At 37.5% G+C, this 22,864-nt stretch carries 21 protein-coding genes and 1 other annotated feature; of the genes, 18 read left to right on the forward strand and 3 right to left on the reverse strand.

The features are described from left to right. The first annotated feature begins 7 nt into the window (after nucleotides 1–7). The 15 genes from rimP to U8519_RS01370 all read left to right on the forward strand — a co-directional run bounded on the left by rimP (nucleotide 8) and on the right by U8519_RS01370 (nucleotide 17,716). Nucleotides 8–475: a ribosome maturation factor RimP gene (rimP, locus tag U8519_RS01300; RefSeq protein ID WP_334328522.1), complete on the forward strand. Its 468-nt coding sequence runs from the start codon at nucleotides 8–10 to the stop codon at nucleotides 473–475. A gap of 33 nt (nucleotides 476–508) precedes the next feature. Continuing rightward, nucleotides 509–1,636 carry a transcription termination factor NusA gene (nusA, locus tag U8519_RS01305; protein WP_334328523.1) on the forward strand — a complete coding sequence of 376 codons (1,128 nt, stop codon included), beginning with the start codon at nucleotides 509–511 and terminating at the stop codon, nucleotides 1,634–1,636. Nucleotides 1,637–1,649: 13 nt separating this feature from the next. Continuing rightward, nucleotides 1,650–1,958: an RNase P modulator RnpM gene (rnpM, locus tag U8519_RS01310; RefSeq protein ID WP_334328524.1), complete on the forward strand. Its 309-nt coding sequence runs from the start codon at nucleotides 1,650–1,652 to the stop codon at nucleotides 1,956–1,958. Next, entirely contained in the window at nucleotides 1,955–2,254 is a 300-nt protein-coding gene (locus U8519_RS01315; protein ID WP_334328525.1) for a L7Ae/L30e/S12e/Gadd45 family ribosomal protein, read from the forward strand. The genes rnpM and U8519_RS01315 overlap by 4 nt, the downstream gene beginning before the upstream one ends. A gap of 13 nt (nucleotides 2,255–2,267) precedes the next feature. Beyond that, complete coding sequence (gene infB / locus U8519_RS01320; protein WP_334328526.1) at nucleotides 2,268–5,132, forward strand: translation initiation factor IF-2; 2,865 nt, start codon at nucleotides 2,268–2,270, stop codon at nucleotides 5,130–5,132. A gap of 11 nt (nucleotides 5,133–5,143) precedes the next feature. Continuing rightward, the gene (gene rbfA / locus U8519_RS01325) at nucleotides 5,144–5,503 is read left to right on the forward strand and encodes a 30S ribosome-binding factor RbfA (RefSeq protein ID WP_125588657.1); all 360 of its coding nucleotides are present in this window, start codon (nucleotides 5,144–5,146) and stop codon (nucleotides 5,501–5,503) included. 140 nt (nucleotides 5,504–5,643) lie between these two features. Further along, nucleotides 5,644–6,552 carry a tRNA pseudouridine(55) synthase TruB gene (truB, locus tag U8519_RS01330; protein ID WP_334328527.1) on the forward strand — a complete coding sequence of 303 codons (909 nt, stop codon included), beginning with the start codon at nucleotides 5,644–5,646 and terminating at the stop codon, nucleotides 6,550–6,552. A 12-nt stretch (nucleotides 6,553–6,564) separates the two neighbouring features. Next, nucleotides 6,565–7,500, forward strand: coding sequence for a riboflavin biosynthesis protein RibF (ribF, locus tag U8519_RS01335; RefSeq protein ID WP_334328528.1), 936 nt, complete (start codon nucleotides 6,565–6,567; stop codon nucleotides 7,498–7,500). A 145-nt stretch (nucleotides 7,501–7,645) separates the two neighbouring features. After that, nucleotides 7,646–8,692, forward strand: coding sequence for a heat-inducible transcriptional repressor HrcA (gene hrcA / locus U8519_RS01340; protein WP_334328529.1), 1,047 nt, complete (start codon nucleotides 7,646–7,648; stop codon nucleotides 8,690–8,692). 16 nt (nucleotides 8,693–8,708) lie between these two features. Then, nucleotides 8,709–9,302: a nucleotide exchange factor GrpE gene (gene grpE / locus U8519_RS01345; protein ID WP_334328530.1), complete on the forward strand. Its 594-nt coding sequence runs from the start codon at nucleotides 8,709–8,711 to the stop codon at nucleotides 9,300–9,302. Between the two features lie 54 nt (nucleotides 9,303–9,356). Further along, on the forward strand, nucleotides 9,357–11,222 hold the full coding sequence (dnaK, locus tag U8519_RS01350) for a molecular chaperone DnaK (protein ID WP_334328531.1): 1,866 nt from the start codon (nucleotides 9,357–9,359) through the stop codon (nucleotides 11,220–11,222). A 131-nt stretch (nucleotides 11,223–11,353) separates the two neighbouring features. After that, entirely contained in the window at nucleotides 11,354–12,484 is a 1,131-nt protein-coding gene (dnaJ, locus tag U8519_RS01355; RefSeq protein WP_334328532.1) for a molecular chaperone DnaJ, read from the forward strand. A 183-nt stretch (nucleotides 12,485–12,667) separates the two neighbouring features. After that, the gene (lepA, locus tag U8519_RS01360; RefSeq protein ID WP_442892106.1) at nucleotides 12,668–14,518 is read left to right on the forward strand and encodes a translation elongation factor 4; all 1,851 of its coding nucleotides are present in this window, start codon (nucleotides 12,668–12,670) and stop codon (nucleotides 14,516–14,518) included. 71 nt (nucleotides 14,519–14,589) lie between these two features. After that, nucleotides 14,590–14,822 (forward strand) — a binding site (T-box leader). A gap of 60 nt (nucleotides 14,823–14,882) precedes the next feature. Then, nucleotides 14,883–16,274 (forward strand): asparagine--tRNA ligase, encoded by a 1,392-nt coding sequence (gene asnS, locus U8519_RS01365; protein ID WP_334328533.1) that lies wholly within the window; start codon nucleotides 14,883–14,885, stop codon nucleotides 16,272–16,274. 113 nt (nucleotides 16,275–16,387) lie between these two features. Next, nucleotides 16,388–17,716, forward strand: coding sequence for a dihydrolipoyl dehydrogenase family protein (locus tag U8519_RS01370; RefSeq protein ID WP_334328534.1), 1,329 nt, complete (start codon nucleotides 16,388–16,390; stop codon nucleotides 17,714–17,716). Nucleotides 17,717–17,788: 72 nt separating this feature from the next. Here U8519_RS01370 and U8519_RS01375 read toward each other — a convergent pair whose 3' ends face one another. From U8519_RS01375 to U8519_RS01385, 3 genes are read right to left on the reverse strand one after another with little or no spacing between them, the layout of a single operon-like run. Then, the gene (locus tag U8519_RS01375; protein WP_334328535.1) at nucleotides 17,789–18,715 is read right to left on the reverse strand and encodes a polyprenyl synthetase family protein; all 927 of its coding nucleotides are present in this window, start codon (nucleotides 18,713–18,715) and stop codon (nucleotides 17,789–17,791) included. Nucleotides 18,716–18,726: 11 nt separating this feature from the next. Then, on the reverse strand, nucleotides 18,727–19,722 hold the full coding sequence (locus U8519_RS01380; RefSeq protein ID WP_334328536.1) for a hypothetical protein: 996 nt from the start codon (nucleotides 19,720–19,722) through the stop codon (nucleotides 18,727–18,729). After that, entirely contained in the window at nucleotides 19,722–20,000 is a 279-nt protein-coding gene (locus U8519_RS01385; RefSeq protein WP_334328537.1) for a hypothetical protein, read from the reverse strand. Before U8519_RS01385 ends, U8519_RS01380 begins: the two co-directional genes overlap by 1 nt. Nucleotides 20,001–20,142: 142 nt before the next feature. On the opposite strand from U8519_RS01385, the gene U8519_RS01390 reads away from it, so the two are divergent. The 3 genes from U8519_RS01390 (at nucleotide 20,143) to moaA (ending at nucleotide 22,846) form a co-directional block, all read left to right on the forward strand. Then, complete coding sequence (locus tag U8519_RS01390) at nucleotides 20,143–20,352, forward strand: heavy-metal-associated domain-containing protein (protein WP_334328538.1); 210 nt, start codon at nucleotides 20,143–20,145, stop codon at nucleotides 20,350–20,352. After that, nucleotides 20,352–21,233 carry a DMT family transporter gene (locus U8519_RS01395; RefSeq protein ID WP_442892107.1) on the forward strand — a complete coding sequence of 294 codons (882 nt, stop codon included), beginning with the start codon at nucleotides 20,352–20,354 and terminating at the stop codon, nucleotides 21,231–21,233. Before U8519_RS01390 ends, U8519_RS01395 begins: the two co-directional genes overlap by 1 nt. Nucleotides 21,234–21,847: 614 nt before the next feature. After that, nucleotides 21,848–22,846 (forward strand): GTP 3',8-cyclase MoaA, encoded by a 999-nt coding sequence (gene moaA, locus U8519_RS01400; RefSeq protein ID WP_334328540.1) that lies wholly within the window; start codon nucleotides 21,848–21,850, stop codon nucleotides 22,844–22,846. Nucleotides 22,847–22,864 lie beyond the last annotated feature (18 nt).

Consider the following 22,864-nt stretch of genomic DNA (forward strand, 5'->3'; position numbering starts at 1 on the left):
AGTATTTTTGAATACACAAATTGATGAATTAAAAGCCATCTTACAACCTATTTTGGAGAAACATGATTTCTTTCTTGTCGATCTAGAATTTGTTCATGAACGTGGAGACTGGTATTTACGAGTATATGCTGATAAGAAAGGTGGAATCAGTATTGATGATTGTGCCGTTATTAGTGAAGAGTATGGTGAGAAGCTTGATGAATTAGATCCGATCGAGCCTGCTTATTACTTGGAGGTTTCTTCACCTGGTGCAGAGCGTCCATTGGAAAACGACGAAAGCCTTCTAAACTATGAAGGTGCCTATGTTAATGTTTCACTGTACCAAAAGCAAGACGGTGACAAAGTTTTCGAAGGTACAATGACTGAAGTAACTGATACACAAATAACTTTAATAATAAAAGTGAAGAATCTTAAGAAAACAATTGTTATCCAACGAGATAAGATTGCTAAGATTCGACTCGCAATTGAATTCTAGAGAACGTTTAAGAACTCATTTAAGGAGAATAGCATGAGTAAAGAAATGGTTGACGCACTAGATGCGTTGGAAACTGAAAAAGGTATCAAAAAAGAATACGTTATTGAATCCCTAGAAGCCGCATTAGTAGCAGCCTATAAGCGTAATTACAATCAAGCTCAAAACGTTGAGGTTGAATTTGACGCAAAAAAGGGTAATATACATGTTTATGCAGTTAAAGAAGTAGTTGATGAAGTGGTTGATGACCGTTTGGAAGTATCACTTGAAGATGCTTTGAAGAAGAGCAAGGGTTATGAACTTGGCGATCATGTTCGTGAAGAAGTAACACCAAAGGACTTCGGAAGAATCGCTGCTCAAACAGCTAAGCAAGTAATTATGCAACGTGTTCGTGAAGCTGAACGTGATATCATTTATAATGAGTATAGCCAATACGAGCATGAAATCATTCAAGGTATCGTTGAACGTAGTGATAGTAGATTTGTATACATCAACTTTGGTAAGATTGAGGCAGTTATGTCGAAGTCTGATCAAATGCCAGGTGAAACTTATAATTCACGTGACAGAATCCGTGTTTATGTAACAAAGGTAGAAAATGCTACAAAGGGACCTCAAGTATTTGTATCTAGAACAGATCCAGGTTTGGTTAAGAGACTATTTGAACAAGAAGTTCCAGAAATATATGATGGAACTGTAGAAATTGTTTCAATCGCTCGTGAAGCTGGAGATAGAACTAAGATTGCTGTTAAGTCAGATAACCCTGATATTGACCCAGTTGGTACTTGTGTAGGACCAAAGGGATCGCGTGTTCAAGCTGTTGTTGATGAATTGAACGGCGAAAACATCGATGTTGTACCTTATGTTGATGACCCAACTGATTTCATTGCTAATGCTTTGAATCCTGCTGAAGTTATTGCTGTACAATTTGATGACACTGATAAGAAGCAATGTATCGTTATTGTTCCAGATTATCATTTGTCACTAGCAATTGGTAAGAAGGGTCAAAATGCAAGATTAGCTGCTAAATTAACAGGTTACAAGATTGATATCAAGCCTGAATCACAAGTTGAATTTGTTGACGATAACGATCAAGATGTAGATATTGATGATATCGATGAAAAACTAGATTCAGATTCAGATACTGATACTGACTCACAAGATTAAGGGGGTGATGGGTTTGGCAACGCGTAAGATACCCATGAGAAAAGATGTTCTGACTAATAAGATGTTCCCTAAAAGAGAATTGGTTAGAATTGTAAGAGACAAAGAAGGTACTATTTCCATTGACCCAACCGGTAAGAAATCTGGACGTGGTGCTTATGTAGGGCTAGATCCTGAAGCCGTTAAAGAAGCAAAGTCCAAAAAAACTTTGGAAAAAGTTTTTTCGCATGCAGTTCCAGATGATTTCTATGATGAATTATTCGATTTCGTAGATCATCAAAAAGCAAGAATGGATCTATTCGGTGATTTGGGTAAGAAACATTGAAAAATTCATTTTTAAATTTTTTAGGTATAGCTTTACGTGCCGGAAAAATGATTAGTGGTACAGAGTTAACCATGCAAGGAATTCGAAATAAAAGTGTTAAATTAGTAGTGATGGCAAGTGATTGTAGTGATCGGACAAAGAAGGATTTGACTAATAAGACAAATTCTTATGATGTAACTTTGATTGACAATTTCACCAGTCAAGAACTAAAAGATGCAATCGGTAAAAAGCGAAAAGTTATCGGTATTACGGATCTTGGAATTGCTAGAAGGTTAATTGAAATTATGGAAAATTAAGGAGAGTGATAGGATGGCCAAAAAACGAATTTATACTATTGCAAAAGAAAATAGTGTTGAAAATCAGGTTGTATTAGATGCCGCTGCCAAATTAGGTATCGATGTAAAGAATCACATGTCATCAGTCGATGAATCAAGTGAAAAGAAGATTGTAGGTAGTCTTAAGGGTAGTAAACCTGCTTCAAAACCAGCTCCAAAAGCTGCTGCTAAACCATCTTCAAACAATGCATCAAATAATGCTTCAAAAGAAAAAACAAGTGAAAATCATCAACAAAGTGGTGATCACAAGACTAAGATCAAAATTACTGCTGTAAGAAGAGACCCTAACAAGAATAAGGGACACTTTGACCGTAACCGTAACAATAATGGCAACGGAAACAGTAATTATCGTGGAAATAATAACAATAATCATAATGGTAACCGTAATAATTCTTCTAATCTAAATAATAGAAGTAATAATAATAACGGTAATCATAATGCTAATAATGGGAATAACCGTCCAAATGACAACAGAAATCATTCGAACAACCGTAATAACTCCCAAAACCGTGACCGTCGTAACAATGGCAGTGTTAGACGTGATCGTCCACAAACACAACAAGCACCAAGACCTAGACAAAGTGCTGGTAACAAGTATCTAGAACAATTTAAGACAAATATCCAAGAAGCAAGTCGTTCAACTAACCGTCCTAGAACTAACAACCATAATAACCGCAATGGTAATAATGCCAGTCGTACAAACGATAACCGTAATAACAACCATAACAACAATGGTAATCGTAATAGCAATAACAACAACCGTCCTAACAACAATCGTTTCAATAACAACAATAGCAATAACAGAAACAATAATAGTAGTAACAATAACAACAGAAGACCAGTTGCTTCAAACAACAAGCCAAAGGAAACTTCAAAGGTAAATGTATCACCAGCAAGTATTGAAGTTCCAAAACCTGAATATAAGAAGAGTAAGCCAACTAATAACAACCGTGACTTTGGTCACAGACAAAACTTGGCTAACCCATTTGGTTCTCGTAAGAAGAAGAAGGAACGTAAGAGACAACAACGTCAAAGAACTGAACCTAAGAAGCCAATGCCACAAAGAAAAGATCGTCCATTGCCAGAAACACTTACATATACAGTTGGTATGAACGCTCAAGATATTGGTAAGTTAATTCACCGTGAACCAGCTGAAATTGTTAAGAAGCTATTCATGCTTGGTATTATGATCAACCAAAACCAATCATTGGATAAAGATGCAATTGAATTGTTGGCAACTGATTACGGAATTAATGCTGAAGAAAAAGTTCAAGAAGATATTGCTGATATCGATCAATACTTCGATGCAGAGACAACAAATACAGAGAACTTAGTACCTCGTCCTCCAGTTGTTACTATCATGGGTCACGTTGACCATGGTAAGACAACATTGTTGGATCACTTGAGACATACACACGTTACAGCTGGTGAAGCTGGTGGTATCACTCAACATATCGGTGCTTATCAAGTAAGATTAAAGGATCGTTTGATCACATTCCTTGATACCCCAGGACATGCTGCCTTCACTAATATGCGTGCTCGTGGTGCTGATATTACTGATATTGTTATTCTAGTTGTAGCTGCAGATGATGGTGTTATGCCACAGACAATTGAAGCTATCAACCATGCTAAGGCTGCTAATGATCCAATCATCGTTGCAGTTAACAAGATCGATAAACCAGGTGCAAATCCACAACACGTTATTGAACAATTGATGGAATATGACCTTGTTCCTGAAGATTATGGTGGGGATACTATCTTTGTTAATATTTCTGCCAAAGTCGGAACAAATATCGATCAATTACTAGAAATGGTACTTCTACAAGCTGATGTGATGGAATTGAAAGCAAATCCTGACCAAAAAGCCGTTGGTACTGTTATTGAAGCTAAACTTGATAAGGGTCGTGGACCAGTTGCATCACTATTGGTACAACAAGGTACACTTCACGTTGGAGATCCAATCGTTGTTGGTAATACGTATGGTCGTGTTAGAACAATGACTAACTACAACGGTAAAGAAATCAAGAAAGCTACACCTTCTCAACCAGTTGAGGTTACTGGTTTGAATGATGTTCCTGAATCAGCTGATAAGTTTGTTGTCTTCGATGATGAGAAGACAGCTCGTGCAGCTGGTGAAGAGCGTGCAAGTCGTGCTCTTCAAATTGAACGTAAGAAGACTAACCCTGTTACACTAGATAACTTGTTTGAAACAATGAAAGAAGGAGAACTTAAGACTGTTGATGTTATCATCAAAGCCGATGTTCAAGGTTCTGCTGAAGCCATTGCCGGAAGTTTGAAGAAGATCGAAGTTGAAGGTGTTCGTGTAAACATTATTCATAAAGCCGTTGGTGCCATTACTGAAAGTGATGTTAACTTAGCTGCAGCAAGTAATGCAATTATCATCGGATTCAATGTTCGTCCAACAGCTCAAGCTCGTGTTCAAGCTAAGGAAGAAAACGTAGATATTCGTCTACATAGAGTTATCTATAAGGCTATTGATGAAATCGAAGCTGCCATGAAGGGTATGCTAGAACCGGTTTACGAAGAAAAAGTTACAGGTAACTTAACTGTTCGTGAAACATATAATGTTTCTAAGATCGGTACAATTGCCGGATGTATCGTAAATAGTGGTAGCATCACTCGTGAAAGTGGAGTTCGTTTAATTAGAGATGGTATTGTTGTCTATGAAGGTAAACTTGCTTCACTTAAACGTTTCAAGGACGACGTCAAAGAAGTTAAGTCAGGATTCGAATGTGGTATCACAATCGAAAACTACAATGACATCAAGATTGGCGACGAAATTGAAGCCTATGTGATGGAAGAAGTTCCAGTCAAATAGGAGATGATAATATGGTAAAACATCGAATCGGTCGTGTAGAACAAGAGATTCAAAAAGAAGTAAATGACATTCTATTAAAACGTGTTCGTGATCCTCGTGTACAAGGCGTAACAGTTACTGGAGTCGAAATGACAGGTGACTTGCAATCCGCTACTATTTATTACAGTATCTTGTCTGAAAAAGATGCAGATATTGAGAATACTCAAGCAGGATTGGATAAAGCCAAGGGATTAATTCGTAAAGAGTTAGCTCCAAGACTGACACTGTACAAGATTCCGGAATTGGAATTCAAACAAGATAAATCCATTCAATATGGTGAAAAAATTGATCGTTTGATCGCTAAAATGCACCAAGACGAAGCTAATAAATAGAATTAAAGATTCAACAATTTACATTGTTGGGTCTTTTTTTTGTAAGTAACTTAAAAAAATGAATGTTATTGTATAAGATTACTAGTAAAATAGTCATTGATATGTTTAAGTAAATAATTTTATCGAATCGGGAGATAGCAATGAACGGAGTAATTCCCCTAAATAAAGAAATTGGAATGACAAGTTCTGATTATGTTTATAAATTAAGAAAAATTTTGCACACAAAAAAAATTGGTCATACAGGTACTCTAGATCCATTAGTTGATGGAGTATTACCAATTTGTGTTGGCCAGGCAACTAAGTTAGTAAATCGCTTAACAGGTTCACCTAAAGAATACGAAGGTGAGATAACTCTAGGCAGATCAACAACTACTGAAGACCGTGAAGGTGAGACTGTAAAGGAAGTAAAGCTGGATCAAGCCTTTACTAAGGAAGAATTGAATGCTAACTTCCAAAAAATGATAGGTGATTTGACTCAAATTCCGCCAATGTTCTCAGCTGTTCGGGTTAATGGAAAGAAATTATACGAATATGCTCGAGCTGGGATAGAAGTAGAGCGACCAGAACGTCATATTCATATTTATGATTTTTATATGTTGGACGAACCCGAGTTTGACTCGGAAACAGGAACACAAAAATTACGATTCCACGTTAAATGTTCCAAAGGTACTTACGTTAGAACCTTGGCCGTCGAATACGGTGATTTACTTGGCGTACCGTCATTTATGTCCAAGCTGACGAGAACAGAAAGTGCTGGATTCAATATCGATGAAACATACAAATTGGCTGATATTGAGCGTATGATGTCAGAAGGAAATCATGATTTCTTGCGGAGCACTGATGATGTATTATCCGATATGCAGGCACATGAATTGACTGATGAGGAGTGGGAGGTCCGTGTACTGCATGGCGGATTCTTGGATTTATCAGGTTATGACAAGTCCAATCTGATGCGTGTTACTCGCAATCATGTAACTAAAGCAATTTATAAATACAATGATGAGCGTCAATTGTGGATTCCAGAAACTATGTTATTAAATAATGATTAAGGGGATGAACTGATGGAGATCGTGAATGTTACACATCCGCTGAAGAATAATCAAATACCAGGATCAGATATCGTATTGATCATGGGATTTTTTGACGGAGTTCATCGTGGCCATCAAAAAGTGATTCAACGTGGGGTAGATTTGGCACGTCAAAAAGGACTAAAATCGGTTCTTTTGACTTTTGATCGTTCACCTCGAGAAATATATCAACATGAAGAAAATTATAAATATATTTCCACTATGGAACGCAAAGCTGAGTTAGTTGAAGAACTAGGTGTCGATTATTTATACTTTGTTGAATTCACTTCAGAATTCGCTAGTTTGCCACCACAGGAGTTTGTCGACGATTATATGGTCAAAATGAGAACCAAGTATATCGTTGCCGGCTTTGATTACACTTATGGGAAAAAGGATATCGCCAATATGGAGACTCTCCCTAGCTTTGCTAAAGGTAGATTTGAAGTTATAACTGTGCCTGAGCAAATGATAAATGATGAAAAGATCGGCTCTAGCACTATTAAGAAGTTAATATTAAACGATAGAGTTGATTATGCTAACGAATTACTAGGATATTCCTACCAGAATCAAGGAACCGTCGTACATGGCTTACAACGTGGCCGTACGCTTGGTTATCCGACGGCCAATGTGGTTACTAGCAAATCACAGTTAAAGCCTTCTATCGGTGTGTACGTGACTCGTATTGAGATTGACGGCAAATGGTATCCATCGATGACATCAGTTGGATACAATGTAACTTTTAAGGAAGATACCGGTGTGACGATCGAATGTAATATCTTTGATTTTGATGAAGACATTTATGGAAAAGACGTCCGCGTTGAATGGTTACACTATCTTCGTGGCGAAGTTAAGTTCAGTGATGCTGATGGTTTGGTCAAACAGCTTCACAAGGATAAAGAAGATTCACTGAATTACTTTAAGAAACATTAATATTAGCAGGTTTTTGTGACCTGCTTTTTTCTTTGTGCAAATTTTTAATTTTATGAGTCTCACCACTTGACACTATAAGCATAGATTGTTATATTTTACATTGTTAGCACTCCAATATGAATAGTGCTAAAAGGAGGACGGTAGAATGTTATCGGAACGTCAAGATGCAATCTTGAAAGAAGTCGTGCGCATTTTCACAGATACCGGCCAGCCGGTTGGTTCAAAAACATTGATGAATGCATTACCATTTCACGTCAGTTCAGCAACGATCAGAAATGAAATGGCAGTGCTAGAAGAAATAGGCTACTTAGAGAAGACTCATTTATCTTCCGGTCGTATTCCTTCCGCAATGGGATATCGTTATTATCTCGATAATTTGGTACAACCAACTACCGTACCACAAGATATCGCAAAGAGAATCGACGAGGATTTTGGTCAAACATATCATCAAATTGATGACATCATTGAACAATCGGCGAAAATCTTATCTCATCTAACTAGTTATACAGCAATCACATTGGGACCAGAGAGTAGTTCGATCCTCCTAACAGGATTTAGGATCGTACCTTTGAATTCGCGTCAAATTATGGCGATCATCGTCACAAGCGACAATAATGTTGAGAGTAATATTTATACGATCGATGAAAACTTTGATACAGAGTTAATCGAAAAAATCGTAAGAGTTGTTAATGATAAGTTGGTTGGACAACCGTTGCCACGAGTTTTAAAGATGCTTCACAATGATATACCAGCTATCTTATCTGAGTATATGTATTCAAACGATGGATTGATCGATATGATAGATCAGCTGTTCAAAAAAGCCGGATCGGAAAAGTATTTCGTTGATGGTCAATTGAATTTGTTAAATTACGCGAATAACGAAGATCTATCAGAAGTTCAATCATTATTCTCAATTATTAATCAAAGTACAGATTTGAAGAAATTGCTTGATCCCAACGACACTGATGATGGAATCAGAGTTCGTTTAGGTAGTGAGTTAGGATCCGATGCATTGAAGAACTACAGTATTATCACTGCAAACTATGATGTTGGTCATCATGGTAAAGGGGTAATTGCTTTGCTTGGTCCTACAACAATGCATTATTCACAATTAATTGGGTTATTAGGTGAATTTAGACAAGAGCTGGCAAAGCGCTTGATCGATTATTATTCACGGTATGATGATTCTTGATATTTAGGAGGAAGTAATGGCAGATAAAGAGAAGCAAGAAGATATTAAATCTTCTAGTGAACAGACGAAGACCGCATCTAAGACAGAGTCAAAAGCAAAAGACACTGCTAAGGATGCAAAGAAGGATGCTGAAAAAGTAACCAAAATCGATCCTAAGGATGCAAAAATCAAGGATCTTGAGGCTAAGAATTCAGAACTAGAAGATAAGTTTTTGAGAAGCCAAGCTGAAATTCAAAATATGAATAATCGTCATAAGAAGGAAGTTGCCGGAATCCTTAAATATGATGGTCAAAAATTGGCTACAGAAATTCTTCCAGTTATTGATAACTTAGAAAGAGCTTTGGCAGTTGAAGTCAGCGATGATGCTGGCAAGCAACTAAAGAAGGGTATCGAAATGGTTCAACAACATATGGTTAAGGCATTGACTGATAATCATGTAACGATTATCGACAATGCTGGTAAGAAGTTTGATCCAACTGATAGTCAAGCGGTTCAAACTGTACCAGCTGATAAAGATCATGAAAAAGATACTGTTGTCCAAGTTCTACAAAAAGGTTACAAGCTAGAAGATCGTGTACTTCGTCCAGCAATGGTCGTTGTAGCACAATAGTTCTTCATAATTTAGTTAATAAATAATATTAAAATTCAAAAGAGGTTTATATTTATGTCAAAAGTTATTGGTATTGATTTAGGTACAACTAACTCAGCTGTTGCCGTACTTGAAGGTGGCTCACCAAAGATTATTGCTAACCCCGAAGGTGCAAGAACAACTCCTTCAGTTGTAGCTTTTAAAGATGGTGAAATTCAAGTTGGTGAAGTTGCTAAGAGACAAGCAATCACTAACCCTGATACAGTTTCATCAATCAAGAGACATATGGGTGAAGCAGGTTACAAAGTTACTGTTGCTGGCAAGTCATATACTCCACAAGAAATTTCAGCTATGATCTTGCAACACATCAAGAAGTTCTCAGAAGACTATCTTGGCGAACCTGTTACAGATGCTGTTATTACAGTTCCTGCATACTTCAATGATTCACAAAGACAAGCTACTAAAGATGCTGGTAAGATTGCCGGTTTGAACGTTCAACGTATCGTTAACGAACCAACTGCTTCAGCACTTGCTTATGGTCTTGATAACGACAAGGGTGACGAAAAGATTCTTGTTTATGACCTTGGTGGTGGTACATTTGATGTTTCTATCCTTGAATTAGGTGACGGTGTCTTCGAAGTACTTTCAACAAATGGTGACACACACCTTGGTGGTGATGACTTTGATCAAAAGGTTATCGACTGGTTAGTTGAACAATTCAAGAACAAGAACGGTGTTGACTTGTCACAAGACAAGATGGCTCTACAAAGATTAAAGGATGCTGCTGAAAAGGCTAAGAAGGACTTATCTGGTGTTATGCAAACATCAATCAGTCTTCCATTTATTTCATCAGGTGCTAATGGCCCACTTCACTTGGAAGAAACTTTGACACGTGCTAAGTTTGATGAATTAACTGCTGACTTAGTTGAAAAGACAAAGATCCCAGTTGACAATGCCTTGAAGGATGCTGGTTTGACAATCAACGATCTTGATAAAGTTATCTTAAATGGTGGTTCAACACGTACACCCGCTGTTCAAGATGCTGTTGAAAAATGGACAGGCAAGACACCTGACCACTCAATCAACCCTGACGAAGCCGTTGCCTTAGGTGCCGCTATCCAAGGTGGTGTTATCTCTGGTGATGTTAAAGACGTTGTCTTACTTGATGTCACACCACTTTCATTAGGTATTGAAACAATGGGTGGCGTATTTACTAAGTTGATCGATAGAAATACAACTATCCCAACAAGTAAATCACAAACATTCTCAACTGCTGCCGATAACCAAAGTGCTGTTGACATTCACGTTCTACAAGGTGAACGTCCAATGGCTGCTGACAATAAGACCTTAGGTCGTTTCCAATTAACAGACATTCCAGCTGCACCACGTGGTGTACCTCAGATCGAAGTTAAGTTCGATATCGATAAGAACGGTATTGTAAATGTTTCTGCTAAGGATCTTGGTACTAATAAGGAACAAAAGATTACTATCAAGAGTTCATCAGGCTTGAGCGATGAAGAAATCGATCAAATGATGAAGGAAGCTAAGGAACACGAAGACGAAGATAACAAACGTAAGGAAGAAGTAGACGTTAAGAACGATGTTGAACAAGCATTGTTTGCTACTGACAAGACTCTTAAAGATATTAAGGGTAAGGTTTCTGACGATGAAATCAAGAAGGCCGAAGATGCTCGTGATGCTTTGAAGAAGGCTCAAGACTCTGGTGATATTGAAGACATGAAGAAGAAGCGTGACGATTTGAATAAGATCGTTCAAGATCTTTCTGTAAAACTTTATCAACAAGCTCAAGGTGCTCAACAAGCTGGTGGTGCCCAAGGTGCTACTGGAACAGGTACAGATTCAAAGGACGGCAAGAAGTCCGATGATGGTACAGTTGATGGCGACTTCGAAGAAGTAGACCCAGATAAAGATAAGAAATAATAATAATTTGTGATAAAGAGCAGTCATTTTAATTACTAGACCAACAATGGTATAGTATTAACAACTGCTCTTTTGAGCATAAAAGATAAAATCGGACGTAGAGTCCTAGTCAACACAAGGGTGATTTTTAAATGGCAGATAGAGATCCGTATGAAACTTTAGGCGTGGATAAAAACGCTTCTGAAGATGAAATCAAAAAAGCTTTCCGTAAACTTTCAAAAAAGTATCATCCAGATATCAATAAGGCTCCTGATGCTGAAGAGAAATTTAAAGAGATCAACGATGCTTATGAGACACTAAAGGATCCTCAAAAACGTGCAGCTTATGATCAATATGGATCAGCTGGTATGAACCAAGGCCAAGGTTTTGGTGGCTTCGGTGGTGGAGCTGGCGGTGATCAATTCGGCGGTTTCGAAGATATCTTTAGTCAATTCTTCGGCGGCGGTACAGCTAGACAAAGTCCTAATGCACCTAGACAAGGATCTGATCTACAATATCGTATGGATCTGACCTTTGAAGAAGGTGTCTTTGGTAAGAAGAGTGACATCTCTTATGATCGTGAAGAGATCTGTAAGACTTGTGATGGTAGTGGTGCTAAACCTGGTACACATCCTGAAACATGTTCTAAATGTCATGGTTCCGGCTATGTCGAAGTAGATCGTCAAACACCACTTGGTCGCATGCGTACAAGAGTTGTTTGTGATGTCTGTGGTGGTACTGGTAAAGAAATCAAAGAAAAATGCAACATTTGTCATGGTAAGGGTAAGGTTAATGAGAAACATACTCTTAAAGTTACTGTGCCAGCAGGTGTTGAAGATGGTCAACAAATGCGCCTTGATGGCCAAGGTGAAGCCGGTGAAAACGGTGGACCTTATGGTGATCTATACATTGTCTTCCATGTTGCCGCAAGCAAAGAATTTCAGCGTGATGGATCAACTATTTACTCATCAGTAAATATCAGTTTTCCTCAAGCAGCTCTAGGTGATGAGATCCAGGTTAATACCGTTCATGGTCCAGTTAAATTAACAGTTCCTAGCGGTACACAAACTGGTACCTCATTTAGATTACGTGGTAAAGGTGCTCCAGTTCTTAACAGCAAGAATATTGGTGACCAAAAAGTTACCGTAAATATCGTTACACCTCGTAAGATGTCAGGTGAACAACGTGAAGCTTTGAAGAAGTTTGCGGAAGCAGGCGGAAACAAAGTAAAAGAAAAAGATAGTAACTTTTTTAATAAGATAAAAGATGCCTTTAATGGTTAATCTATTATAAAATTGAAGTCTTGAAGTTAATTTACTCAAGGCTTCTTTTTTGCTATATTCTTATCTAGTTATCATTCAATAAGAGTACTTGTTACGTGGTGGTATAGGTTCAAATAGTGTAAAATAGATAAGATGAGATTTAATTCTTAAATAATTAAAGTAATTGATAGAAGGGAAACATTTATGGATCTGGATCTTGACAAATTAAAAGAACGACAAAAAAGAATTCGTAATTTTTCTATCGTAGCGCATATCGATCACGGTAAATCAACAATTGCTGATCGTATTTTGGAAAAAACACATACAGTCGCAAAACGTGATATGAAGGCACAAATTCTAGATGATCTTGATCTAGAGCGTGAGCGTGGAATTACGATCAAACTTAATGCGGTCGAATTGGAATATACTGCTAAAGATGGTAAGGATTATATCTTCCATCTGATCGACACACCGGGACACGTGGATTTTTCGTATGAAGTTTCACGTTCACTAGCTGCCTGTGAGGGAGCACTATTAGTTGTTGATGCGGCACAAGGTGTTGAAGCACAGACACTAGCTAATTCTTATTTAGCTATTGATAATGACTTGGAGATTGTTCCAGTCATCAACAAAATCGACTTGCCATCAGCACAACCTGAAAAAGTTCAAGAAGAGATCGAAGAGATGATCGGAATCGATGCTTCGGACGCGGTTATGACTAGTGCCAAGACGGGTATCGGTATTGATGAATTGCTTGAGCGGATCGTCAGTGATGTACCAGCACCTGAAGGTGACATTGACAAACCTCTAAAGGCGTTGATCTTTGATTCAGTTTATGACAGTTATCGCGGAGTTGTCTTGAACGTACGTGTTCGTGAAGGCTTAGTTAAGGTCGGTGACACGATTGAATTGATGAGTAATAAGAAGACCTTCGAAGTTACAGATGTTGGTGTAATGTCTCCTAAGGCCGTTTCACGTGATTACTTAATGGCCGGTGATGTTGGCTATATCACTGCCAGTATCAAATCAGTCGTCGAAACACAAGTTGGTGATACGGTTACACTTGCCGATAATCCAACAGATGAACCATTAACAGGTTATCGTAAGAGTACACCGATGGTTTATGCTGGTATGTATCCAGTTGATAATGCTAAATATGAAGACTTACATGAAGCACTCGAAAAATTAAAATTAAATGATGCTGCTTTGGAATATGAGCCTGAAACTTCGCAAGCTTTAGGATTCGGATTCCGTGTCGGTTTCTTAGGATTGCTCCATATGGACGTTGTCCAAGAACGACTAGAGCGTGAATTTAATTTGGATCTGATCATCACATCACCATCAGTTGATTATCACGTTACGACTACTTCAGGTGAAGAAATAATCGTCGATAATCCTGCTGAATTACCAGATGCTTCTGAGATCAAAGAAGTTCGTGAACCGTATGTACGAGCCGAGATCATGGTTCCCGAAGACTTCGTAGGCCCAGTTATGGAATTATGCCAACGCAAACGTGGTCAATTTGTAACTATGGATTATTTAGATAAGTATCGAGTTAACGTAATCTACAAATTGCCATTGCTAGAAATCATCTTTGATTTCTTCGATGATTTGAAATCAAATACTAAAGGATACGCTTCACTGGATTATCGAGTTGAAGAATATGAACCAAGTGAATTAGTTAAGATGGATATCTTGTTGAATGGTGAACCGGTCGATGCCTTGAGCTTTATCGTCCATAAGGACTTCGCCTATCAACGTGGACGTGACATCGTCTCACGTTTGAAGGAAGTTATTCCTCGTCAAATGTTTGAGATTCCTATTCAAGCTGCTATTGGTAATAAGATCGTTGCCCGTGCCACAGTCAAGGCTTATCGTAAGGATGTTACTGCTAAGCTATACGGTGGTGACAGAACCCGTCGTGATAAGCTATTAAACAAGCAAAAAGCTGGTAAGAAGCGGATGAAGGAAGTTGGAAAAGTTTCGATTCCTCAAGAAGCCTTCATGTCAGTTCTTAACTTAAATAAGGGCAAGGCCGACGATTCAGGTAAGTAGGCTGAATTGCTCTATTCCATTTGGTACTTTACAAGTTGCACAAAGATATGCTACATTTAAGAAAATATAATATATTAGATATGAAAAGAACGAGTACTATATACTTTATCTACAGGGAACCGAGGTTACTGAGAGCTTGGTGTGTCGGTATATACGAAAAACATCTTTGTTGTTCTAACTGAAATTTCGAGAGTAGGTTTAGACGCAAGCCAATGCGTTACCATTGTAAGTATTGAATAATACTTTGAGGTGTTTTTTTATAAAAAAACTTGGGTGGTACCGCGGAAAATCTTTCGTCCCTTTTATTAGGGATGAAGGATTTTTTTGTTTCTATATAGTATTCGGAAATAATAAGGAGAAGTAAATGCAAAATATTTTAGTTAAAGATTTATACAAAAAAGAATTTGCTGACGGTGATCAAATCACTGTTTCTGGTTGGATTCGTACAATCAGAGGATCAAAACGTGTCGGCTTCATTGAATTAAATGACGGTTCATTTTTCAAGAATGTTCAAGTAGTTATCACAAGTGACATGGAAAACTATGCTGATGTTGTTAAGTTCCCAATCAGCACAACAATCAAAGTTGTCGGTGAATTAGCATTAACTCCTAAAGCACAACAACCATTTGAGATCCACGCTACAGAAGTTATCGAAGAAGGTTCTTCTGATGCTGACTATCCATTGCAAAAGAAAGCTCATTCATATGAATTCATGAGAACAATTGCTCACTTGCGTCCAAGAACAAATACTTTCTACTCAGTATTCAGAATTCGTTCATTAGCTGCCTTTGCTATCCATGAATATCTTCAAAAGAACGACTTCGTCTACGTTCATACACCAATTATCACTAGTTCAGATGCTGAGGGTGCTGGTGAAATGTTCGAAGTAACAACCCTTGATATGAATAATGTTCCTAAGACTGATGATGGCAAAGTTGATTACAGTGAAGACTTCTTCAAGAAGGAAACAAACTTAACTGTTAGTGGACAACTTGAGGTTGAACCATTTGCTTTGGCTTTCAGAAATGTATACACCTTCGGTCCTACATTTAGAGCTGAAAACTCACATACTGGTCGTCACGCTTCAGAATTCTGGATGATCGAACCAGAAATGGCCTTTGCAGACTTACAAGATGAAATGGACTGCTCCGAAGAATTACTTAAGTATGTTATCAATTATGTAATGGATCATGCCAAGGAAGAATTGGACTTCTTGAATGAGAACGTGGATAACACATTGATCGATCGCTTGAAGGCTACTGCTGGCGAACAATTTGCGCACGTTACTTATACAGATGCTATCGATATTCTAGAAAAAGCTACTGATGTTGAATTTGAGGTTAAACCTTATTGGGGACTTGACCTTGATTCAGAACATGAACGTTACTTGTCAGAGCAAGTTTACAAGAAGCCAGTCTTCATTACTGACTATCCTAAGGACTTCAAGGCATTCTATATGCGTGCTAATGATGATGGTAAGACAGTTGCTGCAGCTGACTTATTAGTTCCAGAAATCGGTGAATTGATCGGTGGATCACAACGTGAGGAACGTCTTGACAAACTTGAAAAGAGAATGTCAGAACTTGAAATGAATGAAGACGACTACAAGTGGTACCTAGAATTACGTAAGTATGGTGGTACAGTTCACTCAGGCTTTGGTATCGGTTTTGAACGACTAATTATGTACATCACTGGTATGGAAAATATCAGAGATGTCATTGCTTATCCTAGAACACCAGGTAACGCTGAATTCTAATTGTCATAATTGTAGAATAAGCAAATAACTAAAAAAATTATACGTAGACTCTTATAATAGAAATGTTATGAGGTCTATTTTTTTAGTCAACTTTTCGGAGGTAACTAGTTAAGATGAATAAATTCGATGCAATTATTATCGGCGGTGGTCCCGCGGGATTGGCCGAGGCATATGCACTCAAGTCAGCAGGTGAGGATGTTGCTGTAGTTGAGAATTATCAATGGGGTGGAACTTGCCCTAACCGTGGTTGTGATCCCAAGAAGATGCTTCTAAGTGGTGTACAGGCACGTGATCGTGTGGCTCAATTAAAAGGAAAAGGTTTTGGAGATGCGCCATATGTTAAGTGGCCAGAGATTGAAGCATTTAAAGATACTTATACAAGTAAGATCCCTGAAGGTAGTCGCAATGGACTGATAAGTGCAGGAATAACCGCAATTGATGGTGAACCCAAGTTTATTTCTGAAGATCAAATCAGTGTTAATGATGAAATATATCAAGCTGATAACTTTGTGATTGCGACTGGCCAACGACCAAGTCGTCTAAATATTGAAGGTAATGAGCATCTATTAACGAGTACTGACTTCATGAACTTGAAGTCAATGCCTAAGAAGGTAACCTTTATCGGTGCAGGTTACATTGCCTTTGAACTAGCGACTATCGCTAGTTCAACTGGTGCTGAAGTTCATATCGTACATCATAATGATCGACCCCTAAAAGAATTCGATGCTGGTTACGTGGATGCATTAGTTAAGCAATTAGAAAGCCGTGGAATTACATTTCACTTTAATGTTGATACGAAGTCTATTGCCAAGTTTGGTGAGCAGTACGTCATCGATGCTGGTGACTTTAACTTAGTAAGTGATCTGATCGTTGGTGCAACTGGCCGAGTTCCTAATGTAGATAAGCTTGATTTGGAAAAAGCTGGAGTTGAATACTCAACTAAGGGAATTAAGACTAATAATAAGTTACAAACAACAAATAAAAATATTTATGCAATTGGGGATGTTGTTGATAAATCGCAACCTAAACTAACACCAGTTGCAGGATTTGACGCTAGATATGTATCCAATGTGATTCTGGGTAAGACTGATAAAGAGATTGAATACCCGGCAATTCCGACGTTGGTTTACGGTTCACCTGAACTGGCCAAAGTTGGTGTAAGTACAACTGAAGCCGAAAAAAATCCTGATGACTATCGAGTAGTCGATCAGGATCTAACTAAGTGGTTTACGTATTATAGAACTAATGAACCAGTCGCTAAAGCAAAAATAGTCTTCAATAAAGATGATCAAATTGTTGGAGCAACACTTATGAGTAATGAAGCTGATGAAATGATCAATTATTTAACATTAGCTATCAACAAAAAACTTACTCATGATGAGATCGTTAATACGATTTTTGCATATCCAACACCAGCAAGTGATTTGCAATATTTGGTTTAAAGTATAGAAGTTAAAAAATAGATACCTATGAAATTCTTCATTTTATAGGTATCCATTTTTAATACTGAATGATTACAGTAACATTTCCACTAACTTCTGCAAGTCATGTTTTTCAGGTATTTCAGGCAGCATATTAATGTCGAATAAAGCTTGATCCTTATATTCCTTAACCATAACTTGTGAAGCGTCAACACCGTTATCGATAACTTCTTCAGCTGTCTCGGCCAGTGCTTTTTCACCAGTACGTCCAGCTTCAGCAATTTTATTCATGAAGTCAGGACCCTTTTTGCCGATTGCAAAGATAACTGGCAAAGTGAATTCGCCACTTTGAAGCATGTATAATGGCCCAAATTCATCATCATTAGTGTTGATCCCGACCAGATCAAGGATTTCACTCTTGATTTGATAAGCAATGCCAATTGTTCGACCGATCTCACCAGCTGAATCAACAATAATGTCAGAGGCGTGAGCAGCTTGGGCACCAAAACGGCAGGCAAATTCAAACATCACTGCTGAGCGTCCTTCAACACGTTTGACATATTCACCGATATCTTCGACCGGTTTAACCATTTGCTCGTCAGCTAATAATTGCTGCGTAGTTATTTCCTGAATAGCATCGATTTTGCCTTGTAAGGCGTCATCATCAGCTGAGCATTTGCGTAACTCTACATCGATCAAGTCGGAGAAGTATTCGACCATAAAGTTTAACTTGATAGAGTCAGGTCCCGCTTGATGTCGGCGCATCATTTCATTTCTGATATAGAACATTTGCGTTGCGGCGGCAGCTGATTGTAAGGCATTCTCACGTAGATCGTCAGTTGTACCAAATGCTGAGAATAGATAGAAGAATGCTCCGTGAAGAAAACGGCTAGATTTCAAAAATCCGCTAGCTTCGGAAATAATGTCATCTTTATTTAATTCAATCAAGTGGAGGATGTAGTCTTCCAAATTGATCAATTTTGGATTTAAGTGTTCAAATTGTTCAAATGGTGATGCCATAACGATTCTCCTTACTTGAATTTATCAATTTCAACTTCGAGGTTTTCAGCAATCGGTAAGAAAACTGAACTGAAAAACTTTTGTGCATTGAATTTTTGTTCTTTTTCAATGATGTCATTGGATTTCTTCCAGGCATCTTGACGCATTAGTGCTGCCAAATTTTTGCGCAATGTTTGGAGATGTTTTTTTAATTTTGCATCCTTAGTTCCGTAGGCTTCAATGTAGAAATATAAAATTTCGTTGAAAGTATTGTCGAGTACATAGAAGAATGTGTTACGCATCTCAGCCAAATTCATCATTTGTGGGAAAGGCTTGTCTTTTAATATTTGTTCTTTAGTAAAAGTTCCCGAAGATGTAATGATGGAATTAACTTGACTCATATCGGCGATGTAATTTGAATAATGATCTAATTGATCTTTCTTTAAAGGAACACCAAGTTTTTCTTTGATTTCAGATTCGTTCAGTGGTTCCAATTGTTTTAACGTTAAATCACGAACTTCAATACGTTCTTCATCGAGTTTCTTTTCGATTTCTTTTAGGATTGTTTGATTTTCGTTCAAGTATTTCATAACAACTGGCCAAATATGATCATTGAATGTTTCATGGAAATGATTGAACATATCGTCAGTATAGACATCAAGTACCTTTTTTTCAGATGGGAACTCTTTGACATGTGATTCAAATTGAATTACCAAGGGCATACCAGTACGTTTGTCAGGATTACCAACTAAGATTCCAGTATCTTTTCTTTGTTGATCTTCCCAGTCTCTTAATTCATTTAAATCCAATAGCCCTAGTGGCATCAGAGTGATTTCTGAATGTGTACAGAGAATTTGTAAGGCAAATGGTGTGATCATTTTTTGAGTTTCAGTGAATGATTTTAGAGTAACGCGCAGTTTTTTTTGATTATCCAGGTGATCTTCAGGATCAGCGTAAAAAGCTGATGATTGAATAGGGGCGTTTTCAAAACGACCACTCATTTGTTTCTTTAAATCATCAATATCCATTACTTATCGTCCTCCTTGCCGTAGATCTTTTTAAGTTCAGTAAGTTTGTTGATACCATCTTTAGTTAGAGTAGCTGGCTTTAGAGTGGCAGTTGCCAAAGAATAATTTTCGATTTCTTCTAATTTTAAGTCGTTGAACCAGCCCTTATCTTGAACTTCCTCAATTGTTTGGTACAACATTGATTGCTTATTTAGTTGACGGTTAGAAGTAAAGTAATTACGATTTACGTCATTTAATAATTGATAAATAGATTGTTCCATACTTACATTTTCAGCCATAATTAGTTCTCCATTCCTATATTACTTATATTCTAGCGTTTTTAGGAATAATAAAAAATTAGTAAAAATCCTAAGTTAAATTAATTTCTTACTGCGGTATTATAAAAAAGTAATAGAATTAATATATTGGAGGAATATTATTATGGAAAAACAAATCTTAGTAAGTGGGTTACACTGTGAGAACTGTCCTAAGCACATTGCTGAATTGATCAAGGACGCTAAGGGTGTAGAGAAGTTAGACAAAGATATGGACAAGATGACTTTAACAATTTCTGGAAATGAAGAATTGGATGTAAATGAAATCAAAGCTGATTTAGCAAGTAAACCATTCAAGGTTGAGGAATTAGCTTAGTGAATTCTATGACCACTAAAAAGGCCCAACTTCTAGGAGTTGAGCTTAATTTAATTTCGCTATTATTTAGTAGTATCAGTCCAGTTCTCAATAAGTTCTCGTTAGTCAGTCTAAATCCAGTTATCGGAGCTTTGTTCACGAGTGTATTCGCCGCTATTTTCAACTTGATCTTGATATTTGTAATGTATCATAATTTTGCAATCATCAAGAACAAGTGGGTGATCGCTTTAGGATTATCAAATGCCGTTGGTGTTATCTTGCAATACATTGCATTAACATTGCTCAGTCCAGTTACGGTCACTTTGATTGCTCGAATATATTTAGTTTACGTTTTTGCATTATCGTACATGTTCTTAAAAGAGAAATTAGTTAAATGGGATTATTTAGCTATTGTAATGTGTATTGGTGGATCAATCTTTGTTTCCACTGGTCGCATTCAAATCGATAGTGTTTGGGGAATTGTTTGTGCTTTTATTTATCCATTAATGTATGCAATAAATAATATTATTGCTAAGTACTTAGTTGAGGACAACAATCCTGGTAATGTTTTGTTTTATAATCACTTAGTTTCAGCAGTTTTACTATTTGTATATGCTCTAATAATTCCTGGAACTTTCGGTGGAATCCAAGCTAAGGCAGTAACGTTTAACTTCTTTGGCGCATTTTTCAATGGTTTCTTATCATTATTACTATTTTATACGAGTTTGAAATTCATTACGGCAGGGAAGGCAAACATCGTGCGTGCCCTAGGGCCAATCGTTGTTATTATTTATTCTTACTTTTTCTTCCCAATTCAAATCACGGCAAATATAATTATCGGTGCGTTATTATTGATTGCATCGACCGCAATTGTAACATTTACCCGTGCAAATACAGATTAATCCTCTTGCCATTTTGGCGGGGGATTTTTTTGGTTTTTGGATGGATGCCGCTGCCGGTGGGCAACAATTCCATCTGCCGTGGGACCGGTCTCAGCCGTGGCCGTCTTCGATCTCGCTCGGAAGCCTGTAGTCTTCCGAGTCGTCCAGCGTACTAAGCGATAAATCGATAAGTACGCTATCACGGCTGATTCCATTGTTGCCCACCGGTAGCTAGGTTAGTATTACCTCTTTATTAATATTCGTCTGGCAATAAATTAGTAATCGAAGTATGTGTTCTGTAACTAAAAATAGAACATAACGACAAATATTTAATCAGTATCAAAAGTGGTGTTAATGCGGGTGGTTTTCCCGCATTTACAGCACTGGACGTCTTGGTTGATTTGCGGTTTTTGCAAAGCAACCAAGCAAGGTATGAGACCGCTTTGTGGCTCAGACTGGTCCTGATACAGATGGAATTACTGCTGACCGGAAGCGGAACTACACACCAAACACCACACAAGTTTTAAATTATTTTATAGGGCTTTTACTAATTCATTTTGGAATAAATCTAATACATAATTATATTAGTTAATTATATAATTCACAATTTGGAATCATTATTCGGAGGTTTTAGTATGGAAAAATTGTATGACCAATATGACCGTGTGCATGACTATGTACGTTTGTCGATCACAGATAGATGTAACTTAAGATGTGTTTATTGTATGCCTAAAGAAGGTCTGCCGTTTTTCCCATCCGATAAGGTCTTGTCACAAGATGAGATCGTGAAAATGATTGAAAATTTCTCTGAAATGGGCGTGTCTAAAGTTCGAATAACTGGTGGAGAGCCACTACTTAGAACCGATGTTGTAGATATTATTCGTCGCATCAAAGCGGTCAATGGTATTGAGGATGTTTCAATCACTACTAACGGCCTGTATTTAGCTAAAAAAGCTAAAGCGTTAAAAGAAGCTGGTCTTGATCGTCTAAATATTAGTTTGGATACTTTCCAAGCCAAAAGATATAAAGAAATCACTCGTGGTGGGAATATCGAACAAGTACTTGATGGGATCAATACAGCCGCAGAATTACATTTTAAAAAGATAAAATTAAATGTTGTTTTGATCAAGGGTCAAAATGATGATGAAATTTTAGATTTTTTAAATTATACTAAATATCATGATGTAAATGTCAGATTTATTGAATTCATGCCGATTGGTAATTCAGAGAAGATGTGGAAGAAGGAATACGTGGGATTACAAAGTGTCTTTGATACTTGTAGACAAAACGGATATGAATATTCACCAATTGAACTGAAGGGAAATGGTCCATCTGATAATTATCAAATAGAGGGCTTTAAGGGCAGTTTTGGCCTTATTCATCCCATTAGTTCTAAGTTCTGTGAAAACTGTAACAGGCTGCGTATAACAGCGGACGGATACGTTAAAGCCTGCCTGTACTGGAACGAGGAAATAGATATTCGTAAATCTATTCCTGATAAAAAAGAATTCAGAAGATTGATTCAAAAATCGCTAGATCGCAAGCCACTCAACCATGAGATGGCAATGGATGAAGCAGATCGTGTAATTGACAAAGCACCAACTTGGAGACACATGAGCCAAATTGGTGGATAAGTGAGATAATAAGTTTAA

It is taken from the genome of Companilactobacillus sp. HBUAS59699 (assembly GCF_036913575.1).
In the GTDB taxonomy this organism is placed as follows: domain Bacteria; phylum Bacillota; class Bacilli; order Lactobacillales; family Lactobacillaceae; genus Companilactobacillus.

What these genes read in the sequence shown, in the direction of transcription:
- lepA (WP_442892106.1), top strand. Translation starts at nt 12,668, where the DNA reads ATGGATCTGGATCTTGACAAATTAAAAGAACGACAAAAAAGAATTCGT.
- nusA (WP_334328523.1), top strand. Translation starts at nt 509, where the DNA reads ATGAGTAAAGAAATGGTTGACGCACTAGATGCGTTGGAAACTGAAAAA.
- U8519_RS01380 (WP_334328536.1), bottom strand. Translation starts at nt 19,722, where the DNA reads ATGGATATTGATGATTTAAAGAAACAAATGAGTGGTCGTTTTGAAAAC.
- hrcA (WP_334328529.1), top strand. Translation starts at nt 7,646, where the DNA reads ATGTTATCGGAACGTCAAGATGCAATCTTGAAAGAAGTCGTGCGCATT.
- U8519_RS01385 (WP_334328537.1), bottom strand. Translation starts at nt 20,000, where the DNA reads ATGGCTGAAAATGTAAGTATGGAACAATCTATTTATCAATTATTAAAT.
- U8519_RS01375 (WP_334328535.1), bottom strand. Translation starts at nt 18,715, where the DNA reads ATGGCATCACCATTTGAACAATTTGAACACTTAAATCCAAAATTGATC.
- moaA (WP_334328540.1), top strand. Translation starts at nt 21,848, where the DNA reads ATGGAAAAATTGTATGACCAATATGACCGTGTGCATGACTATGTACGT.
- infB (WP_334328526.1), top strand. Translation starts at nt 2,268, where the DNA reads ATGGCCAAAAAACGAATTTATACTATTGCAAAAGAAAATAGTGTTGAA.
- rbfA (WP_125588657.1), top strand. Translation starts at nt 5,144, where the DNA reads ATGGTAAAACATCGAATCGGTCGTGTAGAACAAGAGATTCAAAAAGAA.
- dnaK (WP_334328531.1), top strand. Translation starts at nt 9,357, where the DNA reads ATGTCAAAAGTTATTGGTATTGATTTAGGTACAACTAACTCAGCTGTT.
- dnaJ (WP_334328532.1), top strand. Translation starts at nt 11,354, where the DNA reads ATGGCAGATAGAGATCCGTATGAAACTTTAGGCGTGGATAAAAACGCT.
- U8519_RS01390 (WP_334328538.1), top strand. Translation starts at nt 20,143, where the DNA reads ATGGAAAAACAAATCTTAGTAAGTGGGTTACACTGTGAGAACTGTCCT.
- U8519_RS01370 (WP_334328534.1), top strand. Translation starts at nt 16,388, where the DNA reads ATGAATAAATTCGATGCAATTATTATCGGCGGTGGTCCCGCGGGATTG.
- truB (WP_334328527.1), top strand. Translation starts at nt 5,644, where the DNA reads ATGAACGGAGTAATTCCCCTAAATAAAGAAATTGGAATGACAAGTTCT.
- asnS (WP_334328533.1), top strand. Translation starts at nt 14,883, where the DNA reads ATGCAAAATATTTTAGTTAAAGATTTATACAAAAAAGAATTTGCTGAC.
- grpE (WP_334328530.1), top strand. Translation starts at nt 8,709, where the DNA reads ATGGCAGATAAAGAGAAGCAAGAAGATATTAAATCTTCTAGTGAACAG.
- ribF (WP_334328528.1), top strand. Translation starts at nt 6,565, where the DNA reads ATGGAGATCGTGAATGTTACACATCCGCTGAAGAATAATCAAATACCA.